The following is a 14,394-nucleotide window of genomic DNA, read 5'->3' as shown; positions in this document are numbered from 1 at the left end:
TTAAGCCGCGTCGCCTTGATGAAACCTTGCTGGCCCGCGCGGCGTTCAGGCGGACGAAGGAGACGATTGATGTTGCGTAATGCCCTGTTCTCGCTCGCGGCGATGGCGACCCTGACCGCACCGATGGTGGCGACCACCGCACAGGCACAGCGCGGCGACCGCGATTACCGCTGGCGCGACGGCGACCGCAACTGGAACCCGCGCGACAGCTATCAGGCGCGGCGCGGCGACGATCGCCGACTGGGTCGCAATGACCGCATCTATCGTGGCCGCGACGGTCGCGCTTATTGCAAGCGCAACGATGGCACGACCGGCCTGGTCGTCGGCGGCGTCGGTGGCGCGCTGCTCGGCAATCTCGTCGGCGGCGGCACGCTCGGCACGCTGGCGGGCGGCGGCGCGGGTGCGCTGCTCGGCCGCTCGATCGACCGCGGCAACGTCAAGTGCCGCTGATCGCCTGACCTGGACGAACACGCTGACGGCTGACGGCCGGGTGTCCTCGCGACGCCCGGCCGTCGTCGTATCCGCGTCAGATGCCGCCTTCATCGAGGCTGAGCAGCGTCGCATTGCCGCCCGCGCTGGTCGTGTCGACCGACACCGCGCGCTCGGCGCAGAAGCGGTAGAGATAATGCGGCCCGCCCGCCTTGGGGCCGGTGCCCGACAGCCCCTCGCCGCCGAACGGCTGCGATCCGACCACCGCGCCGATCATCGAGCGATTGATGTAGAGGTTGCCGACCGTCGCCAACCCCTCGGTCACCTCGGCCGCGCGTGCGATGCGGCTGTGTAACCCCATGGTCAGGCCATAACCCTTGGCGTTCACCCGCGCGATCGTCTGCTCCAGCTCGCCCGCTTTCCACGTCGCGACATGGAGGATGGGGCCGAACCACTCGCGGTTGAGGTCTTCGATTTCACCGAGCCGGATCAGCGTCGGCGGCACGAACAGACTGTCGGCGGGCGCGTCGATCGTCTTGACCCAGCGCTCGCGCACGCTGTCGCGGTACTCCATCAGACGGTTGTAGGCGTCCTGGTCGATCACCGGACCGACGTCGGTCGCCGGGTCGGCCGGCTCGCCGAGCGTCAGCAGGTCCATCGCGCCCGACAGCATCTCGATCAGCCCGTCGGCGATATCCTCCTGCACCAACAGCAGGCGCAGCGCCGAGCAGCGCTGCCCCGCCGAGCGGAACGCGCTGGTGACGACGTCGGCAACGACCTGTTCGGGCAGCGCGGTCGAATCGACGATCATCGCGTTGATCCCGCCGGTTTCGGCGATCAGCGGCACGATTGGCCGCACATCATCGTCCAACAAGCTGCGCGCGATCTTCTTCGCAGTGGCGGTCGATCCGGTGAAGGCGACGCCCTGCACGCGCGTGTCCGCGGTCAGCGCGGCGCCGACCTCGGGTCCGCCCGGCACCAGGATCAGCGCGTCGGCGGGAATGCCCGCCTCGTGCGCCAGTTCGACCGCACGGCGGGCGATCGCGGGGGTCTGCGGCGCGGGCTTCGCGACCACGGTGTTCCCCGTCACCAGCGCGGCGACCGTTTGACCCAGGAAGATCGCGAGCGGGAAGTTCCACGGCGCAATCGTCGCCCAAACGCCGCGACCGTCCATATGGAGCATGTTGCGCTCGCCCGTCGGCCCGGGAAGCTCGATCGGCTGCATCTTGGCGCGCGCCTGCATCGCATAATAGCGGCAGAAATCGGCCGCTTCGCGCACCTCGCCGATCGAGTCGGCGATCGATTTCTTCGCTTCCTGGACGCAGATCGCCATCAACTCGTCGCGGTGGCGTTCGAGCAGGTCGGCGAGGCGATCGAGGCAATCAGCGCGCGCCTCGACCGGCGTCGCGCGCCATGCGGGGAATGCGGCGTGTGCGCGCGACACCGCGCCCTGCACCGCCTCGGTGCTGACCGGCGTGACCGACAGGTTCACCGATGCGCGCACCGCCCTGGTCGTCGCCACCAGCACGTCGCGCTCGGCGAGATCGATCCCCATCGAGTTGCGGTGCCCGTCGGCGGCGTGGAACAGGTCGACCGGCAGCGGGATCGATCCGTGGCGCGCGCCGCCCAGCGCGGCGATCTTGGTCACCGGATCGGCGAGGATCTCGTCCTCGGTCAGCCGCGCGTCGGCGAGCTGGTGGACGAAGCTCGAATTCGCGCCATTCTCCAGCAAGCGGCGGACGAGATAGGCGAGCAGGTCGCGGTGCCCGCCGACCGGCGCGTAGATGCGGCAGTGATAGCCGTTGTCGCGCACCAGCCGCTCGTACAATCCGTCGCCCATGCCGTGCAGCCGCTGGAACTCGAAATCGCGGCTGTTGCCCGCCCATTCAACGATCGTCGCGACGGTCAGCGCATTGTGGCTGGCGAAGGCCGGGCGGATGTTGGGCGCGTCGAGCATGTCGCGCGCGACCGCGAGGTAGCTGACGTCGGTCGATGCCTTGCGCGTGAACAGCGGGTAATCCTCGAGCCCTTCGACCTGGGTGCGCTTGATCTCGCTGTCCCAATAAGCGCCTTTGACCAGTCGCACGTTCATCACGCGACCGAGCTCGTTCGCCCAGGCGACCACCGGGCGCGCGCGCTTGCCGTAGGCCTGCACTGCCATGCCGAACCCGTCCCAGCCGTTGAGCGACGGCAGCGCTGCGACGTTGCCGATGATGTCGAGGCTCATGTCGAGCCGTTCGCTCTCCTCCGCGTCGACGGTCAGCGCGATGCCCTTGCCCGCCGCCTGCACCGCCAATGCCTCCAGCATCTCGGTCAATGCGGGCACGCACTCGTCCCACTTGGCGACCTCGTAGCGCGGGTGGAGCGCCGACAGCTTGACCGAGACCGAATGCCCGGCGGCCGGATCGCGCCCAACCGCGTCGATCGCGTCGACGTACGCCTTGAAGTAGCGCTCGCCGTCCGCAGTCGTACGCGCGGCCTCGCCCAGCATGTCGAAGCTGGCGGTGAAGCCGCGGTTGTCGGGCTTCTTCATTCGCCGCATCGCCTCGTCAATCGTGCGGCCCATGACGAAGATCTCGCCCATCATCTTCATCGCGGCGCCGACCGCCTGGCGCACGAACGGCTCGCCCGCGCGGCTCAGCAGGCGCTTGAGTGGCCCCGCCTCACCCTCGCCGACCAGCGCGCGGCCGACCACCAGCCCCCAGGTGGCGGTGTTGACGAGGCGGCTGTTCGACTGGCCCGCGTGGCTGCGCCAGTTCGCTTCGCCCAGCTTGTCGGAAATCAGCAGGTCGGCGGTTTCGGGATCGGGCACCCGCAGGAATGCTTCGGCCAGGCTTAACAGCGCGACGCCTTCGGACGAATTGAGGCGATATTCCTGCAGGAACTGGTTCACCCAGCCGCGCGACTGCGCCGCGCGCAGGTCGGCGAGCAGCCCCGAGGCAGTGTCCATCACCCGCTCGCGCGAATCAGGCGTCAGCGCCGCGCGCGCGAGCAGCGGTTTTAGAACATCCGGTTCGCTCGCGCGGTGCAGGCGACGCATGGATTCGCGGGTTGCTGACGCTACGGCAGAGGACATGTTCATGTTTCCGGTTCGTGGACTACTTGCGGGATGGTGCGCCCCGCGCTTATGCAGTGCCGCAGTGCAGCGCGGCGCTTCCGCCGTGCTTTAGCGTGTCGAAGCCCGAGGGGAAATCGTCGTGACCGCAGACGAGATGAAAGCCAGCATCGGCCAGGAAAGCGTTTCCGACTGGGTCGAGGTGACGCAGGACATGATCAACAAGTTCGCCGACGCGACCGGTGACCACCAGTTCATTCACGTGAACTCCGAAATGGCGAAGCTGACGCCGTTCGGCACCACGATCGCGCACGGTTTCCTGACCTTGTCGCTGCTGCCGCAACTCGCCGCCAAGACGCCGGAGGCGCCGCGGCTCGATGGGGTGAAGATGGGGGTCAATTACGGCGGCAACAAAGTCCGCTTCCTTGCCCCCGTTCCCTCGGGCTCACGCGTGCGCGGTCGCTCCAAGATCGTCCAGTTCGACGAGAAGCGCCCCGGTCAGTATCAATACACCACCGAAACCACGGTCGAGATCGAAGGCTCGGACAAGCCCGCGATGATCGCCGAATGGATCACGCAGGTCTTCAACTGACACCGCGTCCCAATCTCAACTTCCTCAACTTCGTCTCCTGAAAGGCTCGCCCATGCGTTCCGCCGTTATCGTCTCCACCGCCCGCACCCCGATCGGCCGCGCTTACCGCGGCGCGTTCAACAACCTGCCCTCCCCCACGCTCGCCAGCCACGCGATCAAGGCCGCGGTCGAGCGCGCGAAGATCGACGGCGGTGAAATCGACGACGTCGTGTTCGGCTCCGCGCTCCAGCAGGGTCACCAGGCCGGCAACATCGCGCGTACCTCGCTGCTGCGCGCCGGGCTGCCGACCACCGTCTCGGGCATGTCGGTCGATCGCCAGTGCGCAAGCGGGCTGATGGCGATCGCGACCGCGGCCAAGCAGGTGATCGTCGACGGTATGGACGTGACGATCGGCGGCGGCGTCGACTCGATCAGCCTCGTGCAAACGCCGCAGATGCGCGTCGCGCCCGATCCCGAGCTGCTGGCGATGCACAAGAACATCTACATGCCGATGCTCCAGACCGCGGAAGTGGTCGCCAAGCGTTACGGCATCAGCCGCGACGCGCAGGACGAATACGGCTACCAGTCGCAGATGCGCACCGCCGCCGCGCAGGCCGCGGGCAAGTTTGATGACGAGATCGTGCCGGTGACGGCGACGATGGCGGTGACGAACAAGGAGACCAAGGAAGTCTCCTACAAGGAAGTCACGCTGTCGAAGGACGAGGGCAACCGCGCCGACACGACGCTGGAGGGCCTGAAGTCGCTGAAGCCGGTGCTCGGCCCCGACCTCAACATCACCGCGGGCAATGCGTCGCAATTGTCTGACGGCGCGTCCGCCAGCGTGCTGATGGAGGAAAGCGTCGCGGCGAAGAAGGGCCTGACCCCGCTCGGCCGCTATGTCGGCATGGCAGTGGCGGGCACCGAGCCCGACGAGATGGGCATCGGCCCCGTTTTCGCGATCCCCAAACTGCTCAAGCGCAACGGCCTCAAGATGGACGACATCGGGCTGTGGGAGCTGAACGAGGCGTTCGCGGTGCAGGTGCTCTACTGCCGTGACAAGCTTGGCATCCCGGACGAACTGCTCAACGTCAACGGCGGCGCGATCTCGATCGGTCACCCCTATGGCATGTCGGGCGCGCGCATGACCGGCCACGCGCTGATCGAGGGCAAGCGCCGCGGCGCGAAGTACGTCGTCGTCACGATGTGCGTCGGCGGCGGCATGGGCGCGGCCGGATTGTTCGAGGTCCTGTAATTGAACAGTTAGGATCGATACGCTATTTATTGATCCGGCGACTTCATCGGCGCCTTTCATGAGGAGCCCCGGCCGTTGCAGCGGTCGGGGCTTTTCGCGTTTGGGGTCCGGGTTGCAGCCCGGACCCCGCCCGTGTGCTAGTCCTTACGGGCCACTTCGATCACCTTTACCACCAAGGTAGCGAAGGCGATCATCAGACCCAGGACCAGACACAGATCGGCAACCTTCATCGGTTGTTCCTCCATGAGGTCGACGGCGACAATGCCGCCGCCTGCCAACCAAGCAGGTCCGATACGCCCGCGCAACCAACCCTGCCGCGCCTCGTTCTCCCGCCGACGCCTTCAATCAGGAGAGACGACGATGGCCGACGCCAACACCGATCCCAAGCAGCTGAAGTCCGACATGTGGAAGAAGATTGCCGAGAGCCCGTACCTGATGGTCGGCCCGGCGAACGGCAGCACGCACAGCGAGCCGCTGGCGGTGCAGCTCGACCAGGATCAGGTCGACACCTTGTTCTTCTTCATCGGCAAGGACAATCGCGTCGCTGGCAAGGACAAATTGATGGTGCAGTTCGTGTCGAAGGGGCACGATTTCTTCGCCTGCCTGAGCGGCCGCGGTCGCATCAACAATGACCGCGCGCTGATCGACAAGCTGTGGAATAACCAGGTCGAGGCATGGTTTCCGGGCGGCAAGGAAGACCCCAACCTCGCACTGCTCCAGGTCGACGTCGACAGCGCCGAGCTGTGGGAAACCGACATGAGCATCACCGGCAAGGTGAAGCAGCTGTTCGGCGGCACGATCAAGGCCGGTGAGGAAGGCAGTCATGCCAAGGTCGAAACCACGGCCGAGAACTCGAACGCCTGAGCTTCATCCGGCGTAATGCAGGAGCCGGCCGCGCATGGCGCGGTCGGCTCTTGTCGTATCAGGCGTTAGCGGTGATGAACTGTTCCAGCACCGGCGCGATGCGGTCGCGCCACTTGGAGCCGTTGAAGATACCGTAGTGGCCGACTCCCTCGGCCATCAGATACTTCTTCTTCTCGTCGGGCAGGTTGGTCGCGAGCGTCAGCGCCGCCTTGGTCTGCCCCAGCCCCGAGATGTCGTCGCGTTCGCCCTCGATCGCGAGCAGCGCCACGTCGGTGATCGCGCCCAGATCGACCGGGCGCCCGCGATGCGTCATCATGCCCCTCGGCAGCTTGTGCTCCTGGAACACGACGTCGATAGTCTGGAGGTAGAACTCAGCGGTCATGTCGGCGACCGAGCGATATTCGTCGTAGAAGTCCTTGGTCGCCTGCGCGCTGGCACCGTCGCCCTGAACCAGATGCTTGAACATCTCCCAATGGCTCAGCATGTGATTGCCAAGGTTCATCGACATGAAGCCGGTGAGCTGCAAGAACCCCGGATAGACGCGGCGGCCGGCACCGGAATGGCACGCCGGCACGGTCGCGATCACGTTCTGCTCGAACCAGGCGAACGGCCGTTCGGTCGCGAGCGTGTTGACCGCGGTCGGCGCCTCGCGCGTGTCGATCGGGCCGCCCATCATCGTCAGCGATTTCGGCCGCGCTGGGTTGCCGTCCGCGCTCATCACCGCAACCGCGGCGAGGCTCGGCACCGACGGCTGGCAGACCGCAAGCATGTGCGTGCCGCCCTGCCCCTCGTTGCTGCCCATCGCCTCCAAAAACGCGACAAGGTAGTCGACGTAATCGTCGAGGTCGAAGCGGCCCTGATCGACCGGTACGTTCTTCGCATCGTGCCAGTCGGTGATGTGGACGTCGGCGAACGGCAGCATCTGCTCAACCGTGCCGCGCAGCAGCGTCGCGAAATGGCCAGACATCGGCGCGACGATCAGCAGCTTGGGCCCCCCCTCGACACCCTCGCGCCGGAACCGCTTCAGATCACCGAAAGGCCGCGCGACGACGACCTCCTCCGTAACCGCAACCTCGCGCCCGTTGATCGTCGTGCTGCCCAGCCCGAACGCCGGTTTCCCGCGCGGCGCACTCGCGTGCGCGAACACCTCCAGCGCGCTCGCCATCACCGGGCCACCGCCCAGATAGGCGAACGGGTTTGCCGGATCGTTGAGCCAACCGGCGGTCGCGGTTGCCAGCGCACTGGCGGAGGAGAGCCAGGAACGCTGCAATTCATAGGCGTCGTAGAACATCGGGTATGCCTTTCCGCCCCTTACCGGGGTAATCTGATGTAGCGGAAACGCTGCGCTGCACAATGATGTTGCATACGCCCGCCTGCGGCAGTGTCCCGCGGGTGGCGATTGAGCCACACCCACCGCGCTGCTAGGGCGCAGCAATGGCCAGCGCACCCTCCTCCGCCGTTTCGACCGAGGTTGCTCCCTCGCGCCGGATCGGCAACCTCTCGATGGTCTGGCGCGCCGCACGGGCGTACCCGGGGCAGATCGCCGCCGCCTGCCTCGCGCTCGCGGTCACCTCGGCGGCGACGATCGCGATCCCCTACAGCTTCAAGCGGGTGATCGATCGCGGCTTCGGCAGCGGTGGTGACAGTGCGGCGGTATCGGGCGCGTTCCATTACATGCTGATGATCGTGGTCGTACTGGCGATCGGCACCGCGTTTCGCTTCTACTTTGTCTCGTGGTTGGGCGAGCGCGTCGTCGCCGACATCCGCACGCAGGTGCAACGCCACCTCCTCACGCTCACCCCGCGTTTCTACGAGGAGAACCGCCCGTCGGAGATCGCCAGCCGGCTGACCGCGGACACCGGACAGATCGAGACGGTGGTCGGCAGCACGGTGTCGATTGCGCTGCGTAACGCCTTTACCAGTATCGGCGGGCTGGTCTACCTGTTCACCATCTCGCCCAAGCTGACCGGGTTGCTGGTGGTCGCGATCCCGCTGATCATCGCGCCGATCGCGTTGCTCGGCAAACGCGTGCGCGGCTATTCGCGCACCTCACAGGACCGGATCGCCGATGTCGGTGCGATCGTCACCGAGACATTGGGCGCGATGAAGATCGTCCAGGCGTTCGGGCAGGAGCGCCGCGAGGGCGAGCGCTTCGGCACTGCAGTCGAGGCGACGATGGCCGCGGCGCGGCAGCGTATCCTGCTGCGCGCGATCATGACCGCGATCGTCATCGGGCTCGTCTTCGGCGCGATCACGCTGGTGATGTGGGAAGGCGCGATCGACGTGGCGGCGGGACGGCTGTCGGGCGGTGCGATCGCGGCGTTCGTGCTGACCGGCGGGATCGTCGCGGGCGCGTTCGGCGCGCTGACCGAAGTGTACGGTGACCTGTTGCGCGGTGCCGGGGCCGCGGGGCGGCTGGCGGAACTGCTCGCCGAGCGGCCGGAGATCGCTCCGCCCACGCATCCCATCGCGCTGCCGCAGCCGTCGCAGGGCCGCGTCGACTTCTCGGGGGTCGAGTTCCGCTATCCCACGCGCCCCGATGTCGCCGCGCTGCACGATTTCACTTTGTCGGTCGCCCCTGGTGAAACGGTCGCGGTCGTCGGCCCGTCGGGCGCGGGTAAGTCGACGTTGTTTCAGCTGATCCAGCGGTTCTACGACCCCGCCGCCGGCGCGGTGAGCGTCGACGGCGTACGCTTGCGTGATGCCGATCCGGCCGAGGTGCGCGCGCGGATCGCGATGGTGCCGCAGGAGACGGTGATCTTCGGCACCTCGGCGCGCGACAATTTGCGCTACGGCCGCTGGGACGCGGACGACGCGGCGATCTGGCGCGCGGCGGAGGCCGCCAACGCCGCCGATTTCCTGCGCGCGCTGCCCGAAGGGCTCGACACGTTCCTGGGCGAGGGCGGCGCGCGTTTGTCAGGCGGGCAGCGACAGCGCGTCGCGATCGCGCGCGCGCTGCTGCGCGACGCGCCGATCCTGCTGCTCGACGAGGCGACCAGCGCGCTCGACGCGGAAAGCGAACGGCTGGTGCAGGACGCGCTCGAGCGGTTGATGGCCGACCGCACCACGATCGTCATCGCGCACCGTCTGGCGACCGTGCGCGCCGCCGACCGCATCGTCGTGATGGACGAAGGCCGCATTGTTGAGGAAGGCAATCATGCCTCGCTGTTCGCACGCGGCGGGCTCTACGCGCGGCTCGCCAGCCTGCAATTCAGCGAGGCGGCCTGAACGGCGGCAGCCAGCCTATCTATTGACGCCCAAATACCCTAGGTAGGGTCCATCGCGAGCAACCCGATCGTAGGCGCTCGCGGCTGAGAGACCATGCGCGCTCCCGCTTACAACAAGGGAGTTTCATCATGGACCTCAACTACCTGCTCCATCGCCACCAAGTGTCGCTGATGCGCGCACTCGCGGGCGACTCGAGCGAGGCACGCCACGCGCATCGCGAGCTCGCTGCTGGCTACGGAAAGCGGATCGCAGCACTTCGTGCGACAATGGGCGCGACACCGCTTACCTTGGACCGCGTCAGTTGAGCGACCCTTCCGCGCCCAAGCCGGCCGGACGCCACTTCCGTCCGGCGCGGGTGGCGATGGACCGCGACGCCGCGGCGCGCCAAGGTGAGATCGCGCAGCGCGCCTTTCTGACGCTGGGGAACCGCGATGCCGCGGTCGCCTTTCTCAACACCCACGACGAGACGCTCGGCCAACGTCCGATCGACGCGGCGGTGGCGAGTGCGGAAGGGCTGGCCGCAGCCGAACGCCTGCTCGCCGACCGCGGCGTCCAAGCGACACCGCGTGCGGAGATGCCACCGCCCCGCACCTGACCCCGTCTGCCCCGGGACGGTTCAGTCTCGCCCTTGTATCACGCTCCCCGGTCCGCTCTACTCGGTCGAAACGACAGGGAGACTGGCATGCCACGGGACCACGCTCGCGAGTTCGACGTCATCGTCTACGGCGCGACCGGCTATACCGGGCGGCTCGTCGCCGAATATCTCGCGCAAACCTATCCGACGGGCGTCCGCTGGGCGATGGCGGGGCGCTCGCTCTCGAAGCTCGAGGCGGTGCGTGCCGAGGTGGGCGTGCCCGCCGACGTACCGCTCGTCACCGCCGATGCCGAGGCGCCGGCGTCGCTGCGACAGATGTGCGCGCGTGCCACCGTCGTCATCACCACGGTTGGCCCGTACCAGCTCTACGGCAGCGATCTGGTCGCGGCGTGCGTCGAGACCGGCACCGCCTACGTCGACCTGTGCGGTGAACCCGCGTGGATGCGCGAGATGATCGACGCACACCACGCTGCCGCGCAGGCAAGCGGGGCGCGGATCGTCTTCTCGTGCGGGTTCGATTCGATCCCGTTCGATCTGGGCGTGCTGACGGCGCAGGAGGCGGCGCAGGCGCGCTTCGGCAAGCCGGTGCCGCGCATCAAGGCACGCGTGCGCGAGATGAAGGGGGGCTTTTCCGGCGGCACCGCGGCGAGCCTGAAGGCGACAATGGCGGCAGCGGCGAAGAAGCCGTCGCTGATCTCGCTGCTCGCCGACCCGTTCGCGCTGACGCCGGGGCACAAGGGGCCGAACCAGCCGTCGGGGTTGATCCCCGAATATGACCCGACGCTCCATTCCTGGGTCGCGCCGTTCGTGATGGCGCCGATCAACACCAAGAACGTCCACCGCACCAACTTCCTGCTCGGGCAGCCATGGGGCGAGATCGTTTACGACGAGATGGTCGTTACCGGCCTGGGCGACATGGGCCGCGCGGCGGCCGAGGCGCTGGGCAAGCTCAACCCGTTCGCGGGCGACAAGGGACCCAAACCCGGCGAGGGCCCGACCAAGGAGGAGCGCGAGGCAGGCCATTTCGATATCCTGTTCGCCGGGCTCTACAACGGCGGACAGCGGATCGACGCGGTCGTGACCGGCAACCGCGATCCGGGTTACGGCTGCACCAGCCGGATGCTGGCGGAAAGCGCGCTGTGTCTGGTGCAGGATGTTGCGGGTCGTGGCGGCATCTGGACGCCGGGCGCGCTGATGGGCACGAAATTGCGCGACCGGCTGATCGCGCGCGCAGGCATGACCTTCACCGCCCAGTGATCGCCACCTGATGGCGGCAGGCGGCGCGGCAGACTGCCCGCCCGTCTGGCGTGCGGCTGATGACCGGCGTCGCTTAACCGCCCAGCGCCATCGCACCCGCTGCGGCGAAGCCCGCGAGCGCGATCCCGCCCAGCACGCGCGCGAGCGACTCCTTGCGGAAGTCGGACAAGCGATCCTGGTCGAGCCAGAAGCGCCCCTGCTTGACCTCCACCAGCAATCCGAAATCGGTCATCCGCTTGAACAGCCGCGCCTCAATCCGCCCCTTGGGCGCGTAGGGCAGCGCGGCGTCGGGCTTGGTCGCGCCGGCATCGACGAAATAATCGACGACGCGCCCGCGGCTACGCGCGAGCAGGGCGGACTTCGGGTCGCGGGCCATGTGGTGATCCTATCGCTTCTTGCCGTCGTGGCGGATGTTCGCGGGTCGTCCGCGCCGCTTGAGCACGCGTCCGCCCTTGTTGGCTGTGCGCTCCTTACCGGCACCGCCGCGGTGACGCGAGGCGGAAGGTGGCGCGAAGCGTCCCTCGGGCAATTCGAAGCGCAGCGCGCCCGACACCGGGTTCGCCTCCGCTAACCGCAGTTCGAGCCGCTGGCCAAGCGTATATTGCTCACCGCTCTGCTCGCCGGTCAGCGTGCGCGCGCCCTCGTCGAAGCGGAAATATTCGCCGCCGAGATCACGCACCGGCATCAGCCCGTCGCCACCGATCCCGTCGACGGTCGCGAAGAAGCCGAAATTGGTCACACCGGTGATCCGCACCTCGACCACCTCGCCCTCGCGCTCGGCAAGGAAGGCGGCGACGTAGCGGTCGATCGTGTCGCGCTCCGCCTCCATGGCGCGGCGCTCCAGCTTGCTGATCTGCTCGCCCAGATGCTCGAAATTCTCGTCGCCGTTCAATCCACCGGGCCCGAGCGCATAGGCCGAGACGAGTGCGCGGTGGACGAGCAGGTCGGCGTAGCGCCGGATTGGCGAGGTGAAGTGGCCGTAGCTCCCCAACGAAAGCCCGAAATGCCCGTGATTTAGCGGCGCATAATAGGCCTGGGTCTGGGTGCGCAGCACCTGCTCCATCACCTGCGGCCGGAAGTCGGCGTCGCCGATGCGTTCGAGAATACGGTTGAACGTTGCAGGCTTGATCACCTGCCCCATCGCGAACGGCACGCCGAACGTGTCGAGGTAATCCTTGAGCGCCACCAGCTTCTCGCGCGCGGGCGGTTCGTGGACACGGTACATGACGGGCGCCTTCTTCGCCTCCAGCGCCTTCGCCGCCGCGACGTTCGCCGCGATCATGTAATCCTCGATCAGGCGGTGCGCGTCCAATCGCTCGCGCGCGGCGACCGACATGATGCGACCCTTCTCGTCGAGCACGACACGCCGCTCGGGCAGGTCGAGGTCGAGCGGTTCGCGCTTGTCGCGCGCGGCCGCCAGCGCGTGCCAGCAGTCCCACAGCGGGCGTAGCGCGTCGATCTGCGCGCCCTCGCCGGCGTCGATCATCGCCTGCGCGTCCTCGTAGGCGATGTTGGCGGCGAGCCGGACGGTCGCGCGGGTGAAGCGCCAAGATTTCAGCGCACCCGCCTTGGTCACCTGCATATGGCAGGCGAGCGCGGCGCGGTCCTCGCCTTCCTTCAACGAACACACGTCCGCCGACAGGATCTCGGGCAACATTGGCACGACGCGGTCGGGGAAATAGACCGAGTTGCCGCGGGCGCGCGCCTCGCGGTCGATCGCCGAGCCGGGGCGAACGTAGAAGCTGACGTCGGCGATCGCGACGATCGCGCGCCACCCGCCCGCGTTCTCGGGATCGTCGTCGGGCGTCGCCCAGACCGCGTCGTCATGGTCGCGCGCGTCGGCGGGATCGATCGCCACGATCGGCAGGTGCGTCAGGTCCTCGCGACCCGCTCCCAGCGGCTGCCGCGCGACGCGCTCCGCCTCGTCGAGCGCCTCGCGCGCGAACACGTCGGGGATGCCGTGCTTGGCGATCGCGATCAGCGAGAAGCTGCGCGGCGCGAACGGGTCGCCCAGCCGCTGCGTGACCCGCGCGGTGATCCGCGGCGGTCGCCCGGCGAGCTCTGCGGTGACCAGCTCACCTGCCTCGGCTCCGCCCGCATCCAACACCGCGTATTCGCGGCGTTCCTTTTTGTCGGTGCCCTGTAGCCACAGGCGATCACCCTCGCCGCGCAGCACGCCGATCACCTGTTCGGAGGTGGGTTTGAGCACCTTCATCGGATGCGCGGTGATCCCGCTGCCCGTCTCCTCGGTCCGCGCGAGGATGCGCTCGCCAATGCCCAGCGCACCACGCTTCTGCTCGCGCACACGGATGCGCGGCAAAGGCGCGTCACTGTCCCACTTCTCGGGCGCGGCCCAGACGTTCCCGCCATCGTCGACGTCGGTGACGCGCAGCACCGTCACCTTGGGCACCCCGCCCATCTTGTGGAACGCGCGGCCCGGGGCGGAGTCGATCAGCCCCTCGTCCGCCATGTCCTTGAGCAGCGCCTTCAGCCCGATCTTCTCCTGCGCGGAGAGCGCAAAGGCGCGCGCGATCTCGCGCTTACCCGCGGGCTGGGCCGATGTCGCGATGAAATCGAGGATCTGTTCGCGGGTGGGAAGACCCGGCTTCTGTTTTCTTGGCACCGACGCAACATAGGAAGCTGAGCGACGTGCGTCACCCGCCCTTCGTCATCGCATCCGCTCGTCCAATGCGGCGACCGTGACACCGAATTTCGCCACCGTCATGCGATTGCGCGCGGTCTGCCCGTCTGATGCCAGGAACAAATCCTGCCGCACCGATAAGCCGCCCTTCATGCGGAACGACAAGTGCAGCAGATTGCCGCGTGTGACCCCGGTCACCGCCCCTTCCGCATCGGTCAACGAACCGGAGTACCGGCCCGCACCATCGGAGCGGATGCGCCAGCGCCGCTCCCGCACTGGCTTGTCCCCTTGTTGAACGCGTTGCGTCAGCACCAACGTGCCATCGCGCTCGATCCGTCCGTCGCCGTCGACGACCGTGCGCACCGGCGCACGCAGCACAACCCGCAGCACACCCTCGCCGTGCGTCCGCCCGACAAAGAAGCGTTCCGGCGCGAACACCGGTGCGGGTGCGGCGAGCCGATCGATGTTCGGGCCGACACGCACCCGCCGGCGCGAATAACAT

Annotated in this window: 14 protein-coding genes; 8 read left to right on the top strand and 6 right to left on the bottom strand. The window is 67.7% G+C overall.

The features are described from left to right. Window positions 1-69: 69 nt before the first annotated feature. Window positions 70-450: a glycine zipper 2TM domain-containing protein gene (locus tag Q0579_RS04450; protein WP_298809531.1), complete on the top strand. Its 381-nt coding sequence runs from the start codon at window positions 70-72 to the stop codon at window positions 448-450. Between the two features lie 76 nt (window positions 451-526). Here the strand turns inward: Q0579_RS04450 and Q0579_RS04445 are convergent, their stop codons facing one another. Then, window positions 527-3,469, bottom strand: coding sequence for an L-glutamate gamma-semialdehyde dehydrogenase (locus tag Q0579_RS04445; RefSeq protein WP_298809529.1), 2,943 nt, complete (start codon window positions 3,467-3,469; stop codon window positions 527-529). A 172-nt stretch (window positions 3,470-3,641) separates the two neighbouring features. On the opposite strand from Q0579_RS04445, the gene Q0579_RS04440 reads away from it, so the two are divergent. Both Q0579_RS04440 and Q0579_RS04435 read left to right on the top strand, forming a co-directional pair. Further along, a complete protein-coding gene (locus Q0579_RS04440; RefSeq protein ID WP_298809681.1) occupies window positions 3,642-4,076 on the top strand; it encodes a MaoC family dehydratase in 435 nt (144 codons plus the stop codon). Between the two features lie 52 nt (window positions 4,077-4,128). Next, window positions 4,129-5,307, top strand: coding sequence for an acetyl-CoA C-acyltransferase (locus Q0579_RS04435; RefSeq protein ID WP_298809528.1), 1,179 nt, complete (start codon window positions 4,129-4,131; stop codon window positions 5,305-5,307). A gap of 137 nt (window positions 5,308-5,444) precedes the next feature. On the opposite strand, the gene Q0579_RS04430 is transcribed toward Q0579_RS04435, so the two are convergent. Beyond that, window positions 5,445-5,612, bottom strand: coding sequence for a hypothetical protein (locus Q0579_RS04430; RefSeq protein ID WP_298809526.1), 168 nt, complete (start codon window positions 5,610-5,612; stop codon window positions 5,445-5,447). Window positions 5,613-5,667: 55 nt separating this feature from the next. On the opposite strand from Q0579_RS04430, the gene Q0579_RS04425 reads away from it, so the two are divergent. Beyond that, window positions 5,668-6,171, top strand: coding sequence for a pyridoxamine 5'-phosphate oxidase family protein (locus Q0579_RS04425; RefSeq protein ID WP_298809520.1), 504 nt, complete (start codon window positions 5,668-5,670; stop codon window positions 6,169-6,171). A gap of 58 nt (window positions 6,172-6,229) precedes the next feature. Here the strand turns inward: Q0579_RS04425 and phaZ are convergent, their stop codons facing one another. After that, a complete protein-coding gene (gene phaZ / locus Q0579_RS04420) occupies window positions 6,230-7,462 on the bottom strand; it encodes a polyhydroxyalkanoate depolymerase (protein WP_298809518.1) in 1,233 nt (410 codons plus the stop codon). Between the two features lie 143 nt (window positions 7,463-7,605). Here phaZ and Q0579_RS04415 point away from each other — a divergent pair, with 143 nt between their 5' ends. The 4 genes from Q0579_RS04415 (at window position 7,606) to Q0579_RS04400 (ending at window position 11,251) form a co-directional block, all read left to right on the top strand. Then, a complete protein-coding gene (locus Q0579_RS04415) occupies window positions 7,606-9,399 on the top strand; it encodes an ABC transporter transmembrane domain-containing protein (protein ID WP_298809516.1) in 1,794 nt (597 codons plus the stop codon). Window positions 9,400-9,527: 128 nt separating this feature from the next. Beyond that, window positions 9,528-9,704 (top strand): hypothetical protein, encoded by a 177-nt coding sequence (locus tag Q0579_RS04410; RefSeq protein ID WP_298809514.1) that lies wholly within the window; start codon window positions 9,528-9,530, stop codon window positions 9,702-9,704. After that, the gene (locus Q0579_RS04405; protein WP_298809511.1) at window positions 9,701-9,994 is read left to right on the top strand and encodes a hypothetical protein; all 294 of its coding nucleotides are present in this window, start codon (window positions 9,701-9,703) and stop codon (window positions 9,992-9,994) included. The genes Q0579_RS04410 and Q0579_RS04405 overlap by 4 nt, the downstream gene beginning before the upstream one ends. 87 nt (window positions 9,995-10,081) lie before the next feature. Beyond that, entirely contained in the window at window positions 10,082-11,251 is a 1,170-nt protein-coding gene (locus Q0579_RS04400) for a saccharopine dehydrogenase NADP-binding domain-containing protein (RefSeq protein ID WP_298809509.1), read from the top strand. A 73-nt stretch (window positions 11,252-11,324) separates the two neighbouring features. On the opposite strand, the gene Q0579_RS04395 is transcribed toward Q0579_RS04400, so the two are convergent. Genes Q0579_RS04395 through Q0579_RS04385 form a run of 3 tightly spaced genes read right to left on the bottom strand, consistent with a single transcriptional unit; the run spans window position 11,325 to window position 14,375 of the window. Then, window positions 11,325-11,627, bottom strand: a complete 303-nt coding sequence (locus Q0579_RS04395; RefSeq protein ID WP_298809506.1) for a hypothetical protein — start codon at window positions 11,625-11,627, stop codon at window positions 11,325-11,327. Window positions 11,628-11,636: 9 nt separating this feature from the next. Next, window positions 11,637-13,874 carry a VacB/RNase II family 3'-5' exoribonuclease gene (locus tag Q0579_RS04390; RefSeq protein ID WP_298809505.1) on the bottom strand — a complete coding sequence of 746 codons (2,238 nt, stop codon included), beginning with the start codon at window positions 13,872-13,874 and terminating at the stop codon, window positions 11,637-11,639. A 45-nt stretch (window positions 13,875-13,919) separates the two neighbouring features. Continuing rightward, complete coding sequence (locus Q0579_RS04385) at window positions 13,920-14,375, bottom strand: DUF3833 family protein (RefSeq protein ID WP_298809502.1); 456 nt, start codon at window positions 14,373-14,375, stop codon at window positions 13,920-13,922. Window positions 14,376-14,394 lie beyond the last annotated feature (19 nt).

The sequence above is a fragment of the uncultured Sphingomonas sp. genome, assembly GCF_936927845.1.
GTDB lineage: Bacteria > Pseudomonadota > Alphaproteobacteria > Sphingomonadales > Sphingomonadaceae > Sphingomonas.
The sequence above is the reverse complement of the archived record's forward strand: the minus strand, read 5'-3'. Positions and strand labels throughout refer to the sequence as shown.